Below are 19,731 nucleotides of genomic sequence, written 5' to 3'. Positions count from 1 at the left end.
AGGAACACGCTCATGCCGTCGCTTTGGGAATATGCCAATCCGCAGAAATTCATGCAGACCTCGTCGGTCCTGCTGCCGGTCTTCTCGGTGGTTGCGGCGATCTGCCTGGGGGTTGGGCTGGTCTGGGGCTTCTTCCTGACGCCCGAGGCCGAGAATTTCGGTTCGACCGTCAAGATCATCTATATCCACGTGCCTGCGGCGATGATGGCCATCAATGCCTGGGTGATGATGCTGGTGACCTCGCTGATCTGGCTGGTCCGGCGCCACCATGTCTCGGCGCTGGCGGCGCGGGCGGCCGCGCCCATCGGCATGACCATGACCCTGATCGCTCTGATCACCGGCGCGATCTGGGGCGAGCCGATGTGGGGCACCTACTGGGTCTGGGACCCGCGGCTGACCTCCTTCATGATCCTGTTCCTGTTCTATCTCGGCTATATCGCGCTCTGGGAGGCGATCGAGAACCCCGATGCGGCCGCCGACCTGACCTCGGTCCTGTGCATCGTCGGCTCGGTCTTCGCGCTGCTCAGCCGCTATGCCGTGAATTTCTGGAGCCAGGGCCTGCATCAGGGCGCCTCGCTCAGCCTCGACAAGAAGGAAAACGTGGCCGACGTGTTCTACATCCCGCTTCTGTTCTGCATCGCGGGCTTCGTCTGCCTTTTCGTCGCGCTGGTCCTGCTGCGCACCCGGACAGAGATCCGGGCCCGCCGGGTCCGGGCGATGCTTGCAAGGGAGCGGATGGCATGATCCCCGATCTTGGAAAATACGCGGTTGCCGTGCTGTCCTCCTATGCGCTGACGATGGCGCTGATCGCGGTGCTGATCGCGGTCTCGCTCTGGCGCGGCGCACGGGTCCGGCGCCAGCTGGCCGAGGTCGAGGCCCGGAGGGAAACGGATGTCTGAGAAAAGACGGATTTCACCCCTGCTGCTGCTGCCGCCGGTCCTGTTCGCGGGGCTTGCGGCGCTTTTCTTCATCGGCATGGGGCGCGACGATCCGGATGCGCTTCCCTCGATGCTGATCGGCAAGCCCGCGCCCGCTCTGGTGCTGTCCGATCTGGCCGGGCAGGGGCCCTTCGACGCTGCGGCGCTGGCCGATGGCAAGGTCAAGCTGGTGAATTTCTGGGCCAGCTGGTGCGCGCCCTGCCGGCAGGAGCATCCCGAGCTCGAGGCTCTGGCCGGGGCCGGGGTCACGATCTACGGCATCAACTACAAGGACGATCCGGCCAAGGCGATGCGCTTCCTCGACGAACTCGGCAATCCCTTCGCCGCGCTCGGGGCCGACCGGTCCGGTCGCACCGCCATCGAATGGGGCGTCTATGGCGTGCCCGAGACCTTCGTTCTCGATGGCGATGGCACCGTGCTGCTGCGCCATCCGGGGCCGCTCACACCGGCAATCGTCGAGGCCGAGATCAGGCCGTTGCTCAAGGACTCCCGGCCCGAATCGAACTGAGACCAAGCCTTCCCGCGCCCTCCGTCTTTTCGCTGTCTCCGGGCCAGGTTTGCATCTGGCATCGCGTCAGGGCGTTGCCCCGAGGTTGGCCCGAGTCCGTCTCCGGAGGGCGCGTGCCGACAGCTTCCGGCTTGGGGCGGCCCCGGTCCGCAGAGGCCCGTCTGGAAGGGGCCCGGATGATGAATGGGTGCGGCTCTATAACCGCGTTGGCCACGGTTGGCGCAAGCGCCAGCCTGTCTCACGAAATCAAGGCCGTTGACGTCTGTTGTGACGATCCCCCAATTGTCCCCTGAAAGGTCTTCTGAAAACGTAGCGTCAAAAGTCTTCGAATATGGCAAAACCATAGTCGAAACTTGATCTGGCGCAAAGAAGAACCCGTGGGACGGTCCGCAAAACTTTTGTTTCAGCAAACGAGATCGCCCCGAGGTAAGCCCCGGGGCGACTTTGTTTTCAGAGGGTTGGCGGTTCAGCCGGCCTTGGCGAGGTTGCGCAGCACGTAATGCAGCACGCCGCCATGTTCGACATATTCCTTCTCGATGGCGGTATCGATCCGGCACTTGAGCGTCACGGTCTTCTCGCTCCCGTCGGCATAGGCGATGGTGCAGGGCACCTCGGACTGGGGTTTCAGATCGCCCGCGAGGCCCTTGATCGAAAAGCTTTCCTCGCCTGTCAGGCCCAGCGTCTTGCGGGTGTCTCCGCCGGTGAATTCGAAGGGAATCACCCCCATCCCCACCAGATTCGAGCGGTGGATGCGTTCGAAGCTCTCGGCGATCACTGCCTTGACCCCCAGAAGCGCCGTTCCCTTGGCCGCCCAGTCGCGCGAGGACCCGGCGCCATATTCGATGCCGCCGATCACCACCAGCGGAACGCCCTTCTCCTGCCAGGCCATGGCCGCCTCGAAGATCGAGGTCTCGGCCCCGTCCGGACCCTTGGTATAGCCGCCCTCGACGCCCGAGAGCATCTCGTTGCGGATCCGGATGTTGGCGAAGGTGCCGCGCATCATGACTTCGTGGTTGCCGCGGCGCGAGCCGTAGGAGTTGAACTCGCGCACTGGCACCTGACGCTCGATCAGGTATTTGCCCGCGGGCGTCGTGTCCTTGAACGATCCGGCAGGGCTGATGTGGTCGGTCGTGACCATGTCGCCCAGGATCGCCAGCGGACGGGCGCCCTCGATATCGGTGATCTCGCCGGGTTCCGTGCCCATGCCCTGGAAGTAGGGCGGGTTCTGCACATAGGTCGAGCTTGCCGGCCAGTCATAGGTCTCGCTGTCGGTGGTCTCGACCGCCTGCCATTTCTCGTCGCCCTTGAAGACATCGGCATATTTCGACTGGAAGGCGTCGCGGGTCACGGTCTTCTCGACCAGTTCGGCGATCTCGGCCTGGCTCGGCCAGATGTCCTTGAGGAAGACATCCTTGCCGTCCTTGTCCTGGGCGATGGGGTCGCGGGTCAGGTCGATATTCATGTCGCCCGCAATGGCATAGGCCACCACGAGCGGCGGCGAGGCCAGGTAGTTGGCGCGCACATCGGGGCTGATCCGGCCCTCGAAGTTGCGGTTGCCCGACAAGACCGAGGTCGCGATCAGGTCATTGTCGTTGATCGCCTTCGAGATCTCCTCGGCCAGCGGCCCCGAATTGCCGATGCAGGTGGTGCAGCCATAGCCCACGAGGTTGAAGCCGATCGCGTCCAGGTCTTCCTGCAGCCCGGCCGCCTCGAGATACTCGCTGACGACCTGCGAGCCGGGGGCGAGCGAGGTCTTGACCCAGGGCTTGCGGGTCAGGCCCAGTTCGCGCGCCTTGCGCGCCACGAGCCCCGCGCCGATCATCACATAGGGGTTCGAGGTGTTGGTGCAGGAGGTGATCGAGGCGATCACCACCGAGCCGTCGCGCAGCTCGTAATCCTGCCCCTCGACCTTTGCGCTCTTGCGCGGATCGGCATCGAGATCGGGCGCGGGGGCCTCGGCCAGCATGTCGCGCGCTTCCTCGCTTTCGTCGATGCCGCGATAATCCGACACCACGTTGAAGAAGGACTGCGCGGCATTGGTCAGCGGGGTGTGATCCTGCGGCCGTTTCGGGCCCGAGATTGCGGGCACGACCGTGCCCATGTCGAGATGCAGCGTGTCGGTATAGACCGGATCGTAGCCGGTATCGCGCCACATGCCATTGGCCTTTGCATAGGCCTCGACCAGCGCGACACGGTCCTTGTCGCGGCCGGTCTGGGTCAGATAGCGCAGCGTTTCCTCGTCGACCGGGAAGAAGCCGCAGGTGGCGCCGTATTCGGGGGCCATGTTGGCGATGGTCGCGCGGTCGGCAAGCGGCAGATGGTCGAGCCCCTCGCCGTAGAATTCGACGAACTTGCCGACGACGCCCTTCTGGCGCAGCATCTGCACGACCTTCAGCACCAGATCGGTGGCGGTGGTGCCCTCGACCATGCTGCCGGTCAGCTTGAAGCCCACGACCTCGGGGATCAGCATCGAGACCGGCTGGCCCAGCATCGCGGCCTCGGCCTCGATCCCGCCGACGCCCCAGCCCAGGACGCCCAGCCCGTTGACCATGGTGGTGTGGCTGTCGGTGCCGACCAGCGTGTCTGGATACGCCACCTGGTCGCCGGACTGATCGGTATCGGTCCAGACGGTCTGGGCAAGGTATTCGAGATTCACCTGGTGGCAGATGCCGGTGCCGGGCGGCACCACGCGGAAATTGTTGAACGCCTTCTGGCCCCATTTCAGGAAGGTGTAGCGTTCGATGTTGCGTTCATATTCGCGGTCGACATTCATCTGGAACGCGCGCGGATTCCCGAACTCGTCGATCATCACCGAGTGGTCGATGACCAGATCGACCGGGTTCAGCGGGTTGATCTTCTGGGCATTGCCGCCCAGCCCCAGAATGCCGTCGCGCATCGCGGCCAGGTCGACCACCGCCGGAACCCCGGTGAAATCCTGCATCAGCACGCGGGCCGGGCGATAGGCGATCTCGCGCGCGGTCCTGCCGCCATTCGCGGCCCAGTCGGAAAAGGCCTTGATGTCATCGATGGTGACGGTCTTGCCGTCCTCGAAGCGCAGCAGGTTTTCCAGCACGACTTTCAGCGCCGCCGGCAGGCGCGAGAAATCACCGAGCCCCGCCGCTTCGGCCGCGGGGATCGAGTAATAGGCATAGCTGGCGCTTCCGACGCTCAGCGTCTTGCGAGTCTTGGCTGTGTCCTGTCCAACGGTGATCGGCATGAAAGATCGTTCTCCATCAGGGTGTCGCGCGGTTCATAAAATTACTGCACGCTCTTGCCCGATCGCATCGTGGCGATCAAGGGGGGTGCGAATTAATTTGTATACCGTTGTGCACTGAAATGTCCAGAGGACGCGCGGCCGATCCGCACGGCCCCCTCCCGAATCCTTGATTGGCAGGTGTCCGGGCGCTTGGGTACGAAGATCGGGCGAAGGGGAAATCAAGGCGAGTCTGATGCGCGCAGTCCTAACGGTCCTGTTGGCGGGATGTATTTTTGTTGCCGGTCCCGCCCGGTCGGATCCGAGCCCGGTGGTGGTCGAGCTGTTCACCTCTCAGGGGTGTTCCGCCTGTCCGCCGGCCGATGCGCTGATCGCCGAACTGGCCAAGCGCGACGATGTGATCGCGCTGGCTCTGCATGTCGATTACTGGGATTATATCGGCTGGAAGGACATCTTTGCCGATCCGGCCTTCACCCTGCGGCAGAAGGCCTATGCCCATGCCGCGGGCCGACGCTCGATCTACACCCCGCAGATGGTGGTCGAGGGCGCTGATCATGTCGTCGGCTATCGGCCGATGGACCTCGCCCATCTGATCGAGACTCATGCCCTCGCGGACAGTCCGGTCGAGCTCGGTCTCGCGCGGCAGGGCGACATGGTGACGGTGACGGCGGTCTCTGCCGAACCCTTCGGCGAGGATGTGGTGCTCCAGATCGTGCGCTACCGGCCCGAACAGCAGGTCGATATCCAACGCGGTGAGAATGCCGGAAAGACCCTGCGCTATGCCAATATCGTCGAGGCCTGGACCCCGGTCGCGCGCTGGAACGGGGCCGAGCCGCTTTCGGTGAGCGTGCAGGCCGCCGGGGACGAGCCGATCGTGGCGATCCTGCAGCGTCCCGGGCCGGGGGTGATCCTGGCAGCCGCGCGTCTGCGATAAGGCTGTGCCCTCGCGTCAAGGGCCTCGCGCGACGGCATAACGATGCGGGCGGTCTCTGCCGGCGCGCGGCTGCGTGTCGCGCTCAGTGGGCCTTCCAGCGCCGATGGATCCAGAACCATTGTTCGGGATGATGGCGGACCCGGGCCTCGAGGCTGTCATTGAGGGCCTGCATCATCTCGCGCGGGGTGGCGCGTACCACCGGCGCCTCGATCTCGATCTCGAAGCTCAGCCCGTCGGGGCGGCGGGTCGCGTAGAAGGGGATCAGCTCGGCATCGTAGCGCAGGGCCAGCTCGGCGGCCGACAGCGCGGTCAGGGCGGGATGGCCCATGAAGCGCAGCTCGGCGCCGCGCCGGGCATGCTGGTCGGTCAGCAGGACCAGCATGCCGCCGCTGCGCAGATGGCGCACGAAGCCCGCGGTGCCGCGCCGTCCCTGCGGGAAGACCGGGCCGCCGAAAGCCTCCATCGTGCGCACGTAATGGGCGTTGAAGAACGGGTTCGCCATCGGCCGGTACAGCCCGCCGATCTCGTAGCCGCGGGCGACCAGCGCGGCCCGGGCGGCCTCGTAATTGCCGAAATGCCCGGTCACGAGGATGGCGGGGCGTCCGGCCTGCTTCGCGGCGGCGAGTGCGGCCAGCCCAGGGCCCTTCGGCTCCGTCGTGGCCATCCGGGCAAGGAAGGTCTCGGTCGAGTAATTCTCGATCAGGGTGCGGCCGGCATTGTCGGCCACCTGATCGGCGATGTGGCGGCGCCGGGAGGCGGGCATGTCGGGCCAGATCATCGCCAGATTGGCCTCGGCCCGGCCGCGATAGCCTGCGACAGGCGCAATCAGCCGACGTGTCACCCAGCCGCCAAAAGGAACCCGGCGCTCATAGGGCAGGGCGAGGGCGGTGCCGATCAGCAGGCGTGCAACCCGATCTGTCAGCCAGTCGCCAAGACGCCTGGAGCGCCTGTCCCGCTTGCCCATCGGACCGGTTTCCTCTCGTTGTCCGGTCCGCCTGGCCGGGATCTGCGCTTTGCCTCGCATCGCGCCCGCCGCCATCCGTCGTCGGGCCGCGATGTCTCGCGCAGGCAGACATAATCCCCCGGCGCCCGGGCGACAAGCGCCGCCCCGTGCTTGCGGCGCCGGGCGGCGGATCGGGGCCTCAGGCGGTCTTGCTCGACTTTCGCAGCTTGATTTCGCCGGCCGCCTCCATGCTGCGGATCGCGGCGATCACATCGGACATCGCGGCCTCGGTTTCCTCGGCGCCGGGGGCGTCGCGTTCGTTGATCTCGTCGCGGATCTGGTTGGCCATCCGTTGCGACATGTTGGCAAGGATGTACTCGACCGCCGGCCCGGTCCGCCCGTCGGCGCCGGCCATGGCGGTGATCAGCTTGGTCTGCTCGATCGCGCGGGTCAGCGCCGGCACGTCGCGTTCGTCCAGCCGGTCGGGAATGTCGGCGAAGGTGAAGACCGCCTGGCGGACCTTCTCGGCCAGCTCGGCATCGGTTTCGCGCAGCCCTTCCAGCACATCCTCGCGCGTCGCCGCAGGGGCCACGTCGAGGATCGCGCCCATCCGGGTCTCGGGCGCCAGTTCGAAGGCGGGTTCGGGCGCGGAATTGATCCGCTCTGCCAGGGCGCGGCCGATCCGGGTCACGGCGGCCGGAGGCACCTCGGCGGTGCGTGAGATCGCGAAGGCGATGCGGCGCGCCTCGGGGCCGGGCATCCGGCCGAGCGTGCTGGCCGCGATCGGGCTGGGCAGTTTCGACAGGGCCACGGCCGCGATCTCGGGGCTTTCGGCCAACAGAAGTTCGGTCAGGCGGTCGGCGGGCAACTCGGACAGGGTCTGCCAGGGGTCGCCGCCGCGTCCGCTCCCGAAGCGGGCGCGGATCGAGGCCGCGGCCTCGGGGCTCAGATGGTCGCCGAGCAACCGCATCGCCTCTTCCATCCCGCCCGGGAAGGAGAGGCCGAATTGCTCGATTTCCAACAGGAATTCCTCGATCACGCCCTGAAGCGTATTGCCGTCGATATAACGCATGCTGGCGATTTCGTCGGCGAGATCGGTCTGCACGGAGGCCGGGAGCGAATGAAGCGGCAGGTCAATCCCCTCGTTCAGAACCAGACGAACGATAATGGCCGCCTTCTGGCGCGAGGTCAGGCCGCTGGAGGCGATAGGGGCTCCGAAACTCTGCACGTGGGTCTCCGTCTTCCTGACCAAGAGGCATAATCCCCGGGTGTTAAGCCGGAGTTATCGAAGACCGCCCGCATTGCGGAATTTCGTGAGGAATTTTGTCGCGAGCGGGGCGGTTTCGAACCCCGCCGCCCGAAGGTCACATGAAAGAAGGCGGCACCTTCGCCGCGCCGCCTTCGGATCTGAACTGCCGGCCGGGCCAGGGCTCAGCTGGTGGTCTGGTCCACGCATTGGCCCGAGACCGAGTCGAAGATCTGGCCTTCGCCGCACTGACTGGCATTGATCCGCTTCTGCCAGCCGCATTCCGCCGAGGCGAGGGCGGGCAGAAGCGCAAGGGCCGCCGCTGCAAGGATCGTCCTGGTGGTCATGGGTCGCATCTCCGTCCTGAAGGTGCCCCAGCGTAACACGAATCAGCGCCTGCCGCAGTCACGGAAAATTCAGCGGGCGCGCCTCTGCCCGAGGCGCGCCCGCCAAGGCCCCGGCACCGTCGCCCGGGCCGGAGATCGCCGGTTCAGGCTTCGCCGAACACCCGGGCGAAGATCGTGTCGACATGCTTGGTGTGATAGCCTAGGTCGAATTTCTCCTCGATCTCGGCCGGGCTCAGCGCCGCCGTGACCTCGGGATCGGCCAGCAGTTCCTCCTTGAAGTCCTTGCCCTGTTCCCAGACCTTCATCGCGTTCCGCTGCACCAGCCGATAGGCATCCTCGCGGCTGACACCGGCCTGGGTCAGCGCCAGCAAGACCCGCTGGGACATCACCAGCCCTTTGAACTTGTTCATGTTCGCCAGCATGTTCTCGGGGTAGATCACCAGCTTGTCGATCACGCCCGCGAGCCGGTTCAGCGCGAAATCGAGCGTCACCGTCGCATCGGGCGCGATGCCGCGCTCGACCGAGCTGTGCGAGATGTCGCGTTCATGCCAGAGCGCCACGTTCTCCATCGCCGGAACCACGGTCATGCGCACCAGACGCGCCAGCCCCGTCAGGTTCTCGGTCAGGACCGGGTTGCGCTTGTGCGGCATCGCCGAGCTGCCCTTCTGGCCCTTCGAGAAGAACTCTTCGGCCTCGAGCACCTCGGTCCGCTGCATGTGACGGATCTCGATGGCGATGTTCTCCATCGACGAGGCAATCACGCCCAGCGTCGCAAAGAACATCGCGTGGCGGTCGCGCGGGATGACCTGGGTCGAGATTGTCTCGGGCTTCAGCCCCATCTGCCTGCAGACATGCTCTTCGACTGCCGGGTCGATATTGGCGAAGGTGCCGACCGCGCCCGAAATGGCGCCGGTCGCGATTTCCTCGCGCGCGGCCTCGAGGCGCCGCCTGCCGCGTTCCATCTCGGCATAGAAGCGGGCGAAGGTCAGGCCCATGGTGGTGGGCTCGGCATGGATGCCATGGCTGCGCCCGATGCGGACGGTATCCTTGTGCTCGAAGGCGCGGCGCCTGAGCGCGGCCAGAAGCTTGTCCATGTCGGCGATCAGGATGTCGGCCGCGCGCATCAGCTGCACGTTGAGGCAGGTGTCGAGCACATCCGACGAGGTCATGCCCTGATGCACGAAACGCGCCTGATCGGCGCCGACATGTTCGGCCAGATGGGTCAGGAAGGCGATCACGTCATGCTTGGTGACGGCCTCGATCTCGTCGATCCGGGCGACGTCGAAGACCACGTCCTTCGCGGTCCAGACCGCTTCGGCATTCTCCTTCGGGATCACCCCAAGTTCGGCCTGGGCATCGCAGGCATGGGCCTCGATCTCGTACCAGATGCGGAATTTGGTGGCAGGCTCCCAGATGGCGGTCATCTCGGGGCGGGCATAGCGGGGGATCATGGGCGCAGCCTTCGCTTGGACGTGGGTTCGCGGTCTGATACCGCCTGGGGGCAGGCGCGGCAAGAAGCGGGGGCAGGGTGCCGGAACTTCAGGATTTCGAGGGAGCCTGGCGGCTGACGCGCCGGATCGACGACCGGCTGACGGGGCAGGTGCTGCGGCTGACGGGCCGGGCGGTCTTCGCTCCCGACGGTTCAGCTCCGGCGGCGGGCCTTGTCTATGACGAGACCGGGCAGCTCGAGATTCCTGGCCGGCCGCCGGCGGTTGCGACAAGGCGCTATCTCTGGCGCGCGCGACAGAGAGGGGGCGCAGAGGAGATCGAGGTCCTGTTCGAGGATGGCCGCTTCTTTCATGCGCTGGGCCCCGGCGCCCGGCCCGGGGCGCGGCACGATTGCGCGCCCGATCTTTACCGTGTGCGCTACGATTTCTCGGCCTGGCCCTGCTGGTCGAGCCGCTGGGACGTGCGCGGCCCGCGAAAGAATTATGCGATGGAAAGTAGCTACCGGCCAGAATCTTAGCCTGCGCCCACAGCAGCCGCCCGCCGGGTCTTGCGCCGGAAGCGGCGCTCGGGCAATACGGACGCAACGAATTGCAACGGGAGTGACCGTAATGGCGTATGCCCTGACCGAAAAGGTCCTTGTCGACAATATCATGCCCCGGAACGGCGCCCAGCGACTGGTTCGGGAAGCGGCTCTGGTCGTGGCCGGGATCGCGGTCCTGGCGCTGGCGGCCCATATCAAGGTGCCGATGTTCCCGGTGCCGATGACGATGACCACCTTCGCGGTTTTGACGCTGGGCGCCGCCTACGGGCCGCGGCGCGGTCTGATCACCATTCTGGGCTATCTCGGCATCGGCGCGCTGGGCTTCGACGTCTTCGCCGGAACCTCGGCCGAGGCCTCGGGCCTGACCTACATGATGGGCTCGACCGGCGGCTATCTGGTCGGCTATGCGCTGGCTGCCCTCACGCTCGGCACCTTCGCCCGCGCCGGCTGGGACCGCTCGATGGGCCGGATGGCCCTGGCCATGCTGGTCGGCAATGTCGTGCTCTACATCCCCGGCGTGATCTGGCTCGGCCAGCTCTACGGCTGGGACCAGCCGCTGCTGGCCTGGGGCGTGACGCCCTTCCTGCTGGGCGACGCGCTGAAACTGGCGCTGGCCGCGCTGGCGGTTCCGGCGGTCTGGCGGCTGATCGGCCGCGACTGATCGACCCGATATCTTAGGAATTGGAAGGGGCGCGGCCTGCGGGGCGCGCCCCTTCTGCATGTTGGGATGACTGCGCCTCGTCCGGGCCGCTCGCCGCTTCCGTGCAAGGGGCGGTGTCCGATCTGACAAGGGCGGTCGGCCGATCCTGCGTGGCCTTCGACCGCGCCGCCTTACCCTTGCCCGTTTTCAGGGCCGCGACAGAGGCCGCCCGGGGTGAGGTTCCGGCCTCAAGACGCAGCTCTTGCGGGGCCCGCCTGTTGCACCATTGCCTTTCCGCCGCGCGGCATGTGGCGTCGGTCGGGGCGGGCCTTCGATCCGCCTTGAGCCGGGATCTTCCGATGCCCGGATGCGTTCCGGCCGTGCCTTGCGCGTTGGCCGAAACCGCGGACAGAAAAGGGCGCCCGAAGGCGCCCTTTTCCCGGAATTCGCAGGTCCGAAGGACCCGGGTCAGCAGCTGTAATACAGCTTGTATTCCATCGGGTGCGGCGTGTGCTCGAAGGCATAGACCTCTTCCCACTTCAGCTCCAGGTAGCCCTGGATCTGGCTCTTGGTGAAGACGTCGCCCGCAAGCAGGAAGTCGTGGTCCTTCTCGAGGCTCTCCAGCGCTTCACGCAGCGAGGCGCAGACCGTCGGGATGCCTTCCAGCTCTTCGGGCGGCAGGTCGTAGAGGTTCTTGTCCATCGCCTCGCCCGGATCGATCTTGTTCCGGATCCCGTCGAGACCGGCCATCAGCAGCGCCGAGAAGCACAGATAGGGGTTCGCCGACGGATCGGGGAAGCGGGCTTCGACGCGCTTGGCCTTCGGGCTCTCGGTCCACGGGATACGGATGCAGCCCGAGCGGTTGCGGGCCGAATAGGCGCGCAGCACGGGGGCCTCGAAACCGGGGATCAGCCGCTTGTAGGAGTTGGTCGAGGGGTTGGTGAAGGCGTTCAGCGTCTTGGCATGCTTGAGCAGACCGCCGATGAACCACAGCGCTTCATTGCTGAGATCGGCATACTGGTCGCCGGCGAACAGAGGCTTGCCATCCTTCCAGATCGACATGTTGCAATGCATGCCCGAGCCGTTGTCGCCCGCGATCGGCTTCGGCATGAAGGTCGCCGTCTTGCCGTAGGCCAGCGCCACGTTGTGGATGATGTACTTGAACTTCTGCAGGTTGTCGGCCTGTTTCTTCAGGCTGTCGAAGATCATGCCCAGCTCGTGCTGGCAGGTCGCCACCTCATGGTGGTGCTTGTCGACCTTCATGCCGATCTGCTTCATGGTCGACAGCATTTCCGAGCGGATGTCCTGGCCCTCGTCGGACGGGTTCACCGGGAAGTAACCGCCCTTGTAGGTCGGACGGTGGCCGAGGTTGCCCGACTCGTATTCGGTGTCGGTGTTCCAGGCGGCATGCTCGACATCGATGGAGAAGGCGACCTTGTTCGGCGACACGGCATAGCGCACGTCGTCGAAGATGAAGAACTCGGCCTCGGGGCCGAAATAGGCCACATCGCCGATGCCCGAGGATTTCAGGTAGGCTTCGGCCTTCTCGGCGGTGCCGCGCGGATCGCGGTCATAGGCTTCGCCGGTATCGGGCTCGACCACCGAGCAATGCACGCAAAGCGTCTTCTCGGCATAGAACGGGTCGATATAGGCGCTGTCCGGGTCGGGCATCAGCTTCATGTCGGAGGCTTCGATCGACTTCCAGCCGGCAATCGACGAGCCGTCGAACATGAAGCCTTCGTCCAGGAAATCCTCATCGACCTGATCGGCCATCACCGTCACGTGCTGCAGCCTGCCGCGCGGATCGGTGAAGCGGATGTCGACATATTCGACATCCTCGTCCTTGATGGTCTCGAGAACCTTGTTCTTGCTCATGTGACCTACTTCCCCTCTGTCTTTAGGTTTGGTCGCGTCCTGGCCGGGCGCACCCGGCGCGCTTGGTTCGGGTGACTAGAGTGCGTCCTCGCCGGTCTCGCCGGTGCGGATGCGGATCGCCTGCTCGACCGGCGAGACGAAGATCTTGCCGTCGCCGATCTTCTCGGTCTTGGCGGCGGCGACGATGGCCTCGATGGCGGCATCGACCTGATCGTCGGGCAGGACGATCTCGATTTTCACCTTGGGCAGGAAATCGACGACATATTCGGCGCCGCGATAGAGTTCGGTATGGCCCTTCTGGCGGCCGAAACCCTTGACCTCGATCACGGAAAGACCCTGGACGCCCGCCTCTTGCAGCGCCTCTTTGACCTCGTCCAGCTTGAAGGGCTTGATGATCGCCTCGATCTTCTTCACGGCGCGCGACTCCCTCTTGGTATGGTTCGAAGCCCGACAGACCACTTTCCCCGAAGGGGCACAATTGGCTAGGATGGTCCGAAAGTTTGGCATTCATGGAATCTTGCGGCGCCGCCAATGAATTGAGCGCAATGCCTTCTTAATGAGCAAATTGGAAACGCTTTTCGGGGAAAACCATGTCCGAGCTTCTGACTGCTGCCCAAATGCGCGCCATCGAGGCCGAGGCTCTGGCGCGAGGCGATGCAGATGGCAGGACGCTGATGGAGCGCGCGGGCGAGGGCGTGGTCGATGCGGCGCTGGCGCACTGGCCCGATCTCGGCACCGTTCCGCTTTCGGCGCTGGTACTTTGCGGTCCCGGCAATAATGGCGGCGACGGCTTCGTGGTGGCGCGGCTTTTGGCCGAACGCGGCTGGCAGGTGGAGCTGTCGCTCTTCGGCACGCCTGACCGGTTGCCGCCCGATGCGCGGCTCAATCACGATCGCTGGGTCGCGCTTGGCTGCGTGCGGCCCTGGGACGATGCGGCGCTGGCCGGTCGGCTCGATGCGGGCGGCTGCGATCTCGTGATCGACGCGTTGTTCGGCAGCGGCTGCAGCCGCGGGATCGCGCCCATCGCCGGGCATATGGCGGCGGCGATGGCCCGTTTCCGCGCGTCGGGCGGACGGGCATTGGCGATCGACATGCCAAGCGGGCTCTGCACCGATAGCGGCCGCGATCTCGGGGGCGTGCTGCCCGCCGCGCTGACCGTGACCTTTCATCGCGCCCGGATCGGCCAGTTCACCGCCGAGGGAAGCGCCTCTTGCGGCCGGATCGTGGTGGCCGATATCGGGCTCGATCCCGGCCCTTGTCCCGGGTCGGTGACGCTGGTCGGCGCGCCGGGGCACGAGATCGGCAAGGCCGGCGCGGTCGGCGGGCACAAATACAGCCACGGCCATGCGCTGGTGCTGGCGGGCAGCGCGGGGCGCACCGGCGCGGCCCGGCTGGCCGCGCGCGGCGCGCTGCGGGTGGGGGCGGGGCTGGTGACCCTGGGCGCGCCCGCGGAGGCGCTGGCCGAATGCGCGGCCCATCTGACCGCGGCGATGCTGCGCCGGGTCGAGGAGGCCGGGGATCTGCTTGCGCTGCTGGAGGATCCGCGGATTTCGGCGCTCGGCCTCGGGCCTGGCTTCGGCACCGGATCGCGCGAGGCCGGGCTTCTGCGGCTGGCGCTCGACAGCGGCCGCCCGCTCGTGCTCGATGCCGATGCGCTGAGCCTTCTGGCGCAGCAGGACGCCCTCTTTTCGAGGCTTCACGGCGGTTGTGTGCTGACCCCGCATGGCGGCGAATTCGCCCGGCTCTTCCCCGATCTGGCCGAGAAGCTTTCCGGCCGGCCGACCTGCGGCCCGGGCTTTTCCAGGATCGACGCGGTGCGCGCCGCGGCGGCCCGGGCCGGGGCGGTGGTGCTCCTTAAGGGCGCGGATACCGCCATTGCCGCGCCCGATGGCCGGGCCGCGCTGCATGCCGCGCTGTATGACCGCGCCGTGCCCTGGCTTGCGACGGCCGGGGCGGGCGACGTTCTGGCCGGGATCGTCACGGGCCTGCTGGCCCGCGGCCGCCCGCCTTTCGAGGCCGCCATGGCCGGGGCCTGGTTGCATGTCGAGGCAGCCCGGGTCTTCGGCCCCGGCCTCATTGCCGAGGATCTGCCCGACAGCCTTCCGGCGGTCTTCCGCGGGCTCGGTCTCTGAAGACGGTCGGCCCGGCAGCCGGCCGGTGCGCCCGCGGCCCCGTGCCGTGTCCGGATCGCGCGGAGATACCGGGCCGAAGGCGATTTCCGTGCTTCCTCACGGCTCCGGCCCCGGCAACCGCGCGCTGTCGGGCCCTGTCACGGATGATGACGGCGAAGCCCTGCTTGACGGTTGTCGTCGGTTTTCGAGCGGTCCCGGCCGCGCCACAGGGACGCTGGCGCCTTTGCCGTGACAGAAGGGAAGGAACTCCCTGTGCGGCAGAGGGCGGGGCGTTCGCGGGAGCCCCTCGGGACGGTCCCTGACCGCATTGACCCCGCCGGACAATCATCGACAGAGAAACCGGCCCGGGGGAGGCCCGGGCGCGGATCGGCGCGAGGGAATCCGCCGGTCGGATGGCCGCCCGGCCGGGGCTCGCCGTGCAGGACGCAGCCGAGGGCCGCCCAGGTTTCGGGCCGGGGCAGATTGGCCAGTACTATGTTGAAACCTCGCTTACCGTCACCCAGAGTGCCAACTTATGGGGTATGTTTCCGCCTTTTGCGTCTCTGCCTCGTAAACGAATCTGTTCCGTCTCTTTGGAGAACGACATTCCACACTTTGGCGACCACTCGGCGGCTGCCGGTGTTTTTCAAAGATATCCCAGCTCTCCTGGCTTTCCTGCGATGGGCGGATACCATCGCGCTTGTCCGCCGGAGGGGGGGGCGTCGGAGCGTTGCGGCTCTCCTGGACCCGCTCGCCTGCTGCGCCGCGCGCGCCCGTCATTGCCCTGCCGAGACCTTGCCGAGACGAGGTCTCGGCGCTGCCGCAAGCGGGCCGCGGCCGGCAGGTCGCGGATGTGCCCGCGAAAGAGCTGTCGGTGAACGCCGTGATCCTGCGGCATTTGGCAAAGGGCTTACCGATTGGGTTGATCCGAGCCGGGCGCCGGTGCGGCACCCATCAAAAGCGCCGGGGCCGTCGGCATGGCGGCTCCGGGTTCCCTGATACCGCAGATCCGCGCGAAAGACCGTGCTTTGGGGCGTCACGGGCTTTCGGTGCGAGGGGGGGCGGTGCCGCGATCCGGATTTCGTCCGGGCACATCTGCGGTCGGGGCGGCCGGCTTCTCCGCCGATGCGATAATCCGTCGTCGAGACCCGGCCTCCGGCGCGATGCCTGCGCAGGCCGGGAATGCAGCTAGGCCCTTGCTGTCTGGTCCATGGCGGCGTTCGATGCGCCGTTGTAATCGGGCATGTCCGAGGAGGAGGGCTCCCAGCGATGCCATTTCAGCAGGTTTTCAAATTCGGCCTTGCTGAGGGTGCGGAGGAAGGCCAGGCCGACGAAATAGTTCGTCGACCAGCTGACGCGGCAACCAATCTCGAGATCGCTCAGTTCGAGCGTGCCGCGCTCTCCCGGTTCGGGGACGGTCGTCAGGTGCAGCTTGGCGCCGTTGGGGCTGATGTCGACCGCCACGGCCGGGGTTCGGCTGTCGGACAGCCGCAGATAGGTGTTCATGTGGCAAAGCGTCCGCGGTGTCCGGCGCCGCATGTGTCGAAGCACGTAGAAAACGCTTGCTCCGGCCAGGGCCAGACCGCCGAGCCCGGCCGCGGCATAGGCGATCCAGGGCGTTGCCCGGGCGGGTTGCAAGGGTTTCGACGTCGTCGGAAGCCGGGTGCCGATCTGTCCCTCGTTGATCGCTTCCCTGGAAAAGTCCGGCCGGGCCTCAAGCCGCTGCTCGGTGTTGGCGGGGCTGTCGTCCCCGGGGGCGGGGGCGCCGATGGCGGCGGTCTCGGGCGGCGCGTCCGGAGAGAGCGCCAGCAGGTCCTGCCCGGCCGGGTTGGCGATGGCTCGTTGCGGTGGAGCGGCATTGTCCGTCCTCAGGGGGTGCGGCGCGCCGACCCGCCCGTCGCCGCCCCCGTTGCCCGACCGGCGTGCTTCCGCGAGGCCGCCGGTCGCGGAGAGCTTCAGGCCCGCGCGCCAGTCCGGGTCGGCGCGGCAGCGCAATTGCTGCAGATAGCTCTGCATCCGGCGGACCACGGCGCCGGCATCGGGCGGCTCCGGGACGACGCGCAGCCTCTCGGCCACCAGGGCGATGTAGCCGGAGACCACCGGCAGCCCCTCTTCGAGCCCGGCCATGGTCATCACCCGTGCGAGCCGGTCGGGATCGGCGCTGGCAATGGCTTTCGAAAGGCTGCGGGCCTCTTCGAGCCGGAACATGCTTGGCCCGGTGCGGGCCAGGGTCTCGCCCTCGACATAGATCCAGACCAGCCAGTTATGCATCGGGCAGGGATCTTCGGCGCGCGCGGGGCCACTGCCCGCCAGCAGGACTGCGACCAGGGCGAGGAGGCGCATGGCAGACATGGCGGACATGGCGCGGCTGTGTCGCATGGCACGTGTCATCCTTTCGCGTCGAGAAGGCCCGAGTATTGCGGCATATGATTGACGAATATTTGCGGGTGCCGCAGCTCTGCGCCGAAAACGCCGTCCGGGCAGCCGCTCCCTTGCTCATGGCGCCCAAACCGCTGTATCAGATCGCCCGAACGGGCCTGGGCCGGGGCCGAGAGCGAGGAGAGGCATATGCGTCGTGTGGTTGTCACCGGGCTGGGGATGGTGTCCCCGCTGGCCTGCGGGGTGGAAGAGACCTGGAAACGTCTCCTGGAGGGACAGTCGGGCATCGGGCCGATCACCCGCTTCGATGCAAGCCGCGTCGTCACGACCTATGCCGCCGAGATCCCGTTCGGCGACGGCTCCGACGGGACCTTCAACCCGGATGACTGGATGGAGCCGAAAGAGCGCCGGAAGGTCGACGATTTCATCCTCTACGCGATGGCCGCGGCGACCCAGGCGGTGGCCGATTCCGGCTGGGTGCCCGAGACCGAGGCCGAGCGCGAGCGCACCGGCGTGATGATCGGCTCGGGCATCGGCGGGCTGAATGCCATCGCCGATACCGCCGTGCTGATCCAGCAGAAGGGGCCGCGCCGGGTGTCGCCCTTCTTCATTCCCTCGGCGCTGATCAACCTCGCCTCGGGGCAGGTCTCGATCCGCTTCGGCTTCAAGGGGCCGAACCATGCGGTGGTGACCGCCTGCTCGACCGGGGCGCATGCCATCGGTGATGCGGCGCGGCTGATCCAGTGGGGCGATGCCGACGTGATGGTGGCGGGCGGCACCGAAAGCCCGATCTCCGAGATCGGGATCGCGGGCTTCAACGCCTGCAAGGCGCTGTCGACCAAGCGCGCCGATGCGCCCGAGACCGCCTCGCGGCCCTGGGATGCCGGGCGCGACGGCTTCGTGATGGGCGAGGGCGCGGGCGTCGTGATCCTCGAAGAGCTCGAGCACGCCAAGGCCCGCGGCGCGAAGATCTATGCCGAGGTGCTGGGCTACGGGCTGTCGGGCGATGCCTATCACATCACCGCGCCGGCAGAGGATGGCGATGGCGGCTTCCGCTCGATGCAGGCGGCGCTGAAGCGCGCGGGCCTGGCCCCGTCCGATATCGACTACATCAACGCCCATGGCACCTCGACCATGGCCGATACCATCGAGCTGGGCGCGGTCGAGCGGCTGCTGGGCGAGGCGGCGGAACGCACCACCATGTCCTCGACCAAATCCTCGATCGGTCACCTTCTGGGGGCTGCGGGGGCGGTCGAGGCGATCTTCTGCATCCTGGCGCTGCGCGATCAGATCGCGCCGCCAACGCTGAACCTCGATACGCCGCCCGAAGGCACCCGGATCGATCTGGCGCCGAAAGCCGCGGTGAAGCGCGAGATCGGCCTTGCGCTGTCGAATTCCTTCGGCTTCGGCGGGACCAATGCCTCGCTCGTCATGGGCCGCGGGGACCGCTGATGTGGAAGGCCATCGCCTCCAACGCGCTGACGCTGTTCATCGTGCTGTTGCTGCTGGCCGGCGGGCTGGTGATCTGGGCCAAGCAGAAATATGCCGAGCCCGGGCCGCTTGAGACCGCGATCTGCCTGAGGGTCGAGCCGGGCTCGACCATGGTCGGCGTCTCGCGCGATCTGGGCACCCAGGAGGCGGTGCGCCATCCGCTGATCTTCCGGCTGGGCGCGCGCTATGCCGAAAAGGCCGACGAGCTGAAGGCGGGCAGCTTCCTTCTGCCTGCCGGTGCCTCGATGGAACAGATCGTCGATCTGGTGACCCGCGCGGGCCGCTCGACCTGTGGCACCGACGTGAATTTTCGGATCGGCATCGCCAGCGCCGAGTTGCAGGTCCGGAGCTTCGACGCGGCCACCGGGCGCTATGAGGAGGTTCTGGCCTTCGATCCCGGGGCGGGCGAGGTGCCGGCGGACTATGCCAGGCTGATGGCAGAACCCGACCTGCGCTACCGGGTGACGCTGGCCGAGGGCGTGACCAGCTGGCAGGTGGTCGAAGAGCTGAAACAGGCCGATTTCCTCGAGGGCGATATCGATGATGTGCCGGCCGAGGGCAGCCTGGCGCCGGACAGCTATGAGCTCACGCCCGGGACCCTGCGTTCGGTTCTGCTGGCCGAGATGGCTAGCCGGCAGAGCGCGCTGCTCGATCGGCTCTGGGAGAGGCGGGCCGAGGACCTGCCGCTGGCCAGCAAGGAAGAGGCGCTGATCCTGGCCTCGATCGTCGAGAAGGAGACCGGTGTGCCCGAGGAACGGCGCCGGGTCGCGAGCGTCTTCGTCAACAGGCTCAAGCGCGGGATTCGGCTGCAGACCGACCCGACCGTGATCTACGGGGTGACCGGTGGCAAGGCGCCGCTCGGCCGGGGGATCCGGCAAAGCGAACTGGCACGGCGGACGCCTTACAATACCTATCAGATCGACGGCCTGCCGCCGACGCCCATCGCCAATCCCGGCCGCGCCTCGATCGAGGCCGTGCTGAATCCCGAGACCACGGATTATCTCTATTTCGTGGCCGATGGCACGGGGGGGCACGCTTTCGCGCGAAGCCTCGAGGAGCATAACCGAAACGTCGCGCGCTGGCGCGCCATCGAGGCCGGGCAGGGCGGAAACTGA

General features: G+C 66.8%; 17 protein-coding genes. 9 read left to right on the top strand and 8 right to left on the bottom strand.

Translation table 11 applies throughout. The annotated features are described in order from the left end of the window. The first annotated feature begins 12 nt into the window (after window positions 1–12). The 3 genes from ACK8CO_RS04025 to ACK8CO_RS04015 are packed head-to-tail and all read left to right on the top strand — an operon-like array spanning window position 13 to window position 1,446. The gene (locus tag ACK8CO_RS04025) at window positions 13–744 is read left to right on the top strand and encodes a heme ABC transporter permease (RefSeq protein WP_080615676.1); all 732 of its coding nucleotides are present in this window, start codon (window positions 13–15) and stop codon (window positions 742–744) included. Further along, a complete protein-coding gene (gene ccmD / locus ACK8CO_RS04020; protein ID WP_080615677.1) occupies window positions 741–899 on the top strand; it encodes a heme exporter protein CcmD in 159 nt (52 codons plus the stop codon). The genes ACK8CO_RS04025 and ccmD overlap by 4 nt, the downstream gene beginning before the upstream one ends. After that, the gene (locus ACK8CO_RS04015) at window positions 892–1,446 is read left to right on the top strand and encodes a DsbE family thiol:disulfide interchange protein (protein ID WP_414898243.1); all 555 of its coding nucleotides are present in this window, start codon (window positions 892–894) and stop codon (window positions 1,444–1,446) included. The genes ccmD and ACK8CO_RS04015 overlap by 8 nt, the downstream gene beginning before the upstream one ends. 466 nt (window positions 1,447–1,912) lie before the next feature. Here ACK8CO_RS04015 and acnA read toward each other — a convergent pair whose 3' ends face one another. Beyond that, window positions 1,913–4,663 (bottom strand): aconitate hydratase AcnA, encoded by a 2,751-nt coding sequence (gene acnA, locus ACK8CO_RS04010; RefSeq protein ID WP_414898242.1) that lies wholly within the window; start codon window positions 4,661–4,663, stop codon window positions 1,913–1,915. Window positions 4,664–4,895: 232 nt separating this feature from the next. Between acnA and ACK8CO_RS04005 the strand changes: the two genes are divergently transcribed. After that, on the top strand, window positions 4,896–5,594 hold the full coding sequence (locus ACK8CO_RS04005; RefSeq protein WP_414898241.1) for a DUF1223 domain-containing protein: 699 nt from the start codon (window positions 4,896–4,898) through the stop codon (window positions 5,592–5,594). An 82-nt stretch (window positions 5,595–5,676) separates the two neighbouring features. On the opposite strand, the gene ACK8CO_RS04000 is transcribed toward ACK8CO_RS04005, so the two are convergent. The 4 genes from ACK8CO_RS04000 to purB all read right to left on the bottom strand — a co-directional run bounded on the left by ACK8CO_RS04000 (window position 5,677) and on the right by purB (window position 9,581). Beyond that, window positions 5,677–6,558: a lysophospholipid acyltransferase family protein gene (locus ACK8CO_RS04000; protein WP_414898240.1), complete on the bottom strand. Its 882-nt coding sequence runs from the start codon at window positions 6,556–6,558 to the stop codon at window positions 5,677–5,679. A gap of 178 nt (window positions 6,559–6,736) precedes the next feature. Further along, window positions 6,737–7,765: a flagellar motor switch protein FliG gene (locus ACK8CO_RS03995; RefSeq protein ID WP_080615681.1), complete on the bottom strand. Its 1,029-nt coding sequence runs from the start codon at window positions 7,763–7,765 to the stop codon at window positions 6,737–6,739. 203 nt (window positions 7,766–7,968) lie between these two features. Then, window positions 7,969–8,130: a hypothetical protein gene (locus ACK8CO_RS03990; RefSeq protein WP_414898239.1), complete on the bottom strand. Its 162-nt coding sequence runs from the start codon at window positions 8,128–8,130 to the stop codon at window positions 7,969–7,971. A 143-nt stretch (window positions 8,131–8,273) separates the two neighbouring features. Next, window positions 8,274–9,581 (bottom strand): adenylosuccinate lyase, encoded by a 1,308-nt coding sequence (gene purB / locus ACK8CO_RS03985; protein ID WP_080615682.1) that lies wholly within the window; start codon window positions 9,579–9,581, stop codon window positions 8,274–8,276. Between the two features lie 77 nt (window positions 9,582–9,658). On the opposite strand from purB, the gene ACK8CO_RS03980 reads away from it, so the two are divergent. Together ACK8CO_RS03980 and ACK8CO_RS03975 are read left to right on the top strand one after the other, a co-directional pair. Then, complete coding sequence (locus ACK8CO_RS03980; protein ID WP_080615683.1) at window positions 9,659–10,096, top strand: DUF6314 family protein; 438 nt, start codon at window positions 9,659–9,661, stop codon at window positions 10,094–10,096. Window positions 10,097–10,187: 91 nt separating this feature from the next. Beyond that, entirely contained in the window at window positions 10,188–10,781 is a 594-nt protein-coding gene (locus ACK8CO_RS03975) for a biotin transporter BioY (RefSeq protein ID WP_080615684.1), read from the top strand. A gap of 447 nt (window positions 10,782–11,228) precedes the next feature. Here ACK8CO_RS03975 and glnA read toward each other — a convergent pair whose 3' ends face one another. Together glnA and ACK8CO_RS03965 are read right to left on the bottom strand one after the other, a co-directional pair. Continuing rightward, complete coding sequence (gene glnA / locus ACK8CO_RS03970) at window positions 11,229–12,635, bottom strand: type I glutamate--ammonia ligase (protein WP_080615685.1); 1,407 nt, start codon at window positions 12,633–12,635, stop codon at window positions 11,229–11,231. A 75-nt stretch (window positions 12,636–12,710) separates the two neighbouring features. Continuing rightward, the gene (locus ACK8CO_RS03965) at window positions 12,711–13,049 is read right to left on the bottom strand and encodes a P-II family nitrogen regulator (RefSeq protein ID WP_414898238.1); all 339 of its coding nucleotides are present in this window, start codon (window positions 13,047–13,049) and stop codon (window positions 12,711–12,713) included. Between the two features lie 176 nt (window positions 13,050–13,225). Between ACK8CO_RS03965 and ACK8CO_RS03960 the strand changes: the two genes are divergently transcribed. Further along, window positions 13,226–14,767, top strand: coding sequence for an NAD(P)H-hydrate dehydratase (locus ACK8CO_RS03960; RefSeq protein WP_414898237.1), 1,542 nt, complete (start codon window positions 13,226–13,228; stop codon window positions 14,765–14,767). 1,167 nt (window positions 14,768–15,934) lie between these two features. Here the strand turns inward: ACK8CO_RS03960 and ACK8CO_RS03955 are convergent. Then, the gene (locus tag ACK8CO_RS03955; RefSeq protein WP_414898236.1) at window positions 15,935–17,125 is read right to left on the bottom strand and encodes a PilZ domain-containing protein; all 1,191 of its coding nucleotides are present in this window, start codon (window positions 17,123–17,125) and stop codon (window positions 15,935–15,937) included. Between the two features lie 189 nt (window positions 17,126–17,314). Between ACK8CO_RS03955 and fabF the strand changes: the two genes are divergently transcribed. Next, window positions 17,315–18,577 carry a beta-ketoacyl-ACP synthase II gene (gene fabF, locus ACK8CO_RS03950; protein WP_080615689.1) on the top strand — a complete coding sequence of 421 codons (1,263 nt, stop codon included), beginning with the start codon at window positions 17,315–17,317 and terminating at the stop codon, window positions 18,575–18,577. Further along, window positions 18,577–19,731 carry an endolytic transglycosylase MltG gene (mltG, locus tag ACK8CO_RS03945; RefSeq protein ID WP_414898235.1) on the top strand — a complete coding sequence of 385 codons (1,155 nt, stop codon included), beginning with the start codon at window positions 18,577–18,579 and terminating at the stop codon, window positions 19,729–19,731. The genes fabF and mltG overlap by 1 nt, the downstream gene beginning before the upstream one ends.

The sequence above is a fragment of the Rhodovulum sp. HP10 genome, assembly GCF_047553435.1.
Taxonomy (GTDB): Bacteria; Pseudomonadota; Alphaproteobacteria; order Rhodobacterales; family Rhodobacteraceae; genus Rhodovulum.
The sequence above is the reverse complement of the archived record's forward strand: the minus strand, read 5'-3'. Positions and strand labels throughout refer to the sequence as shown.

Bases quoted from the DNA above. Each gene is read 5' to 3' on its own strand.
- ACK8CO_RS04025 (WP_080615676.1), top strand. From the start codon at position 13: ATGCCGTCGCTTTGGGAATATGCCAATCCGCAGAAATTCATGCAGACC.
- ccmD (WP_080615677.1), top strand. From the start codon at position 741: ATGATCCCCGATCTTGGAAAATACGCGGTTGCCGTGCTGTCCTCCTAT.
- ACK8CO_RS04015 (WP_414898243.1), top strand. From the start codon at position 892: ATGTCTGAGAAAAGACGGATTTCACCCCTGCTGCTGCTGCCGCCGGTC.
- acnA (WP_414898242.1), bottom strand. From the start codon at position 4,663: ATGCCGATCACCGTTGGACAGGACACAGCCAAGACTCGCAAGACGCTG.
- ACK8CO_RS04005 (WP_414898241.1), top strand. From the start codon at position 4,896: ATGCGCGCAGTCCTAACGGTCCTGTTGGCGGGATGTATTTTTGTTGCC.
- ACK8CO_RS04000 (WP_414898240.1), bottom strand. From the start codon at position 6,558: ATGGGCAAGCGGGACAGGCGCTCCAGGCGTCTTGGCGACTGGCTGACA.
- ACK8CO_RS03990 (WP_414898239.1), bottom strand. From the start codon at position 8,130: ATGACCACCAGGACGATCCTTGCAGCGGCGGCCCTTGCGCTTCTGCCC.
- purB (WP_080615682.1), bottom strand. From the start codon at position 9,581: ATGATCCCCCGCTATGCCCGCCCCGAGATGACCGCCATCTGGGAGCCT.
- ACK8CO_RS03975 (WP_080615684.1), top strand. From the start codon at position 10,188: ATGGCGTATGCCCTGACCGAAAAGGTCCTTGTCGACAATATCATGCCC.
- glnA (WP_080615685.1), bottom strand. From the start codon at position 12,635: ATGAGCAAGAACAAGGTTCTCGAGACCATCAAGGACGAGGATGTCGAA.
- ACK8CO_RS03960 (WP_414898237.1), top strand. From the start codon at position 13,226: ATGTCCGAGCTTCTGACTGCTGCCCAAATGCGCGCCATCGAGGCCGAG.
- ACK8CO_RS03955 (WP_414898236.1), bottom strand. From the start codon at position 17,125: ATGCGACACAGCCGCGCCATGTCCGCCATGTCTGCCATGCGCCTCCTC.
- fabF (WP_080615689.1), top strand. From the start codon at position 17,315: ATGCGTCGTGTGGTTGTCACCGGGCTGGGGATGGTGTCCCCGCTGGCC.
- mltG (WP_414898235.1), top strand. From the start codon at position 18,577: ATGTGGAAGGCCATCGCCTCCAACGCGCTGACGCTGTTCATCGTGCTG.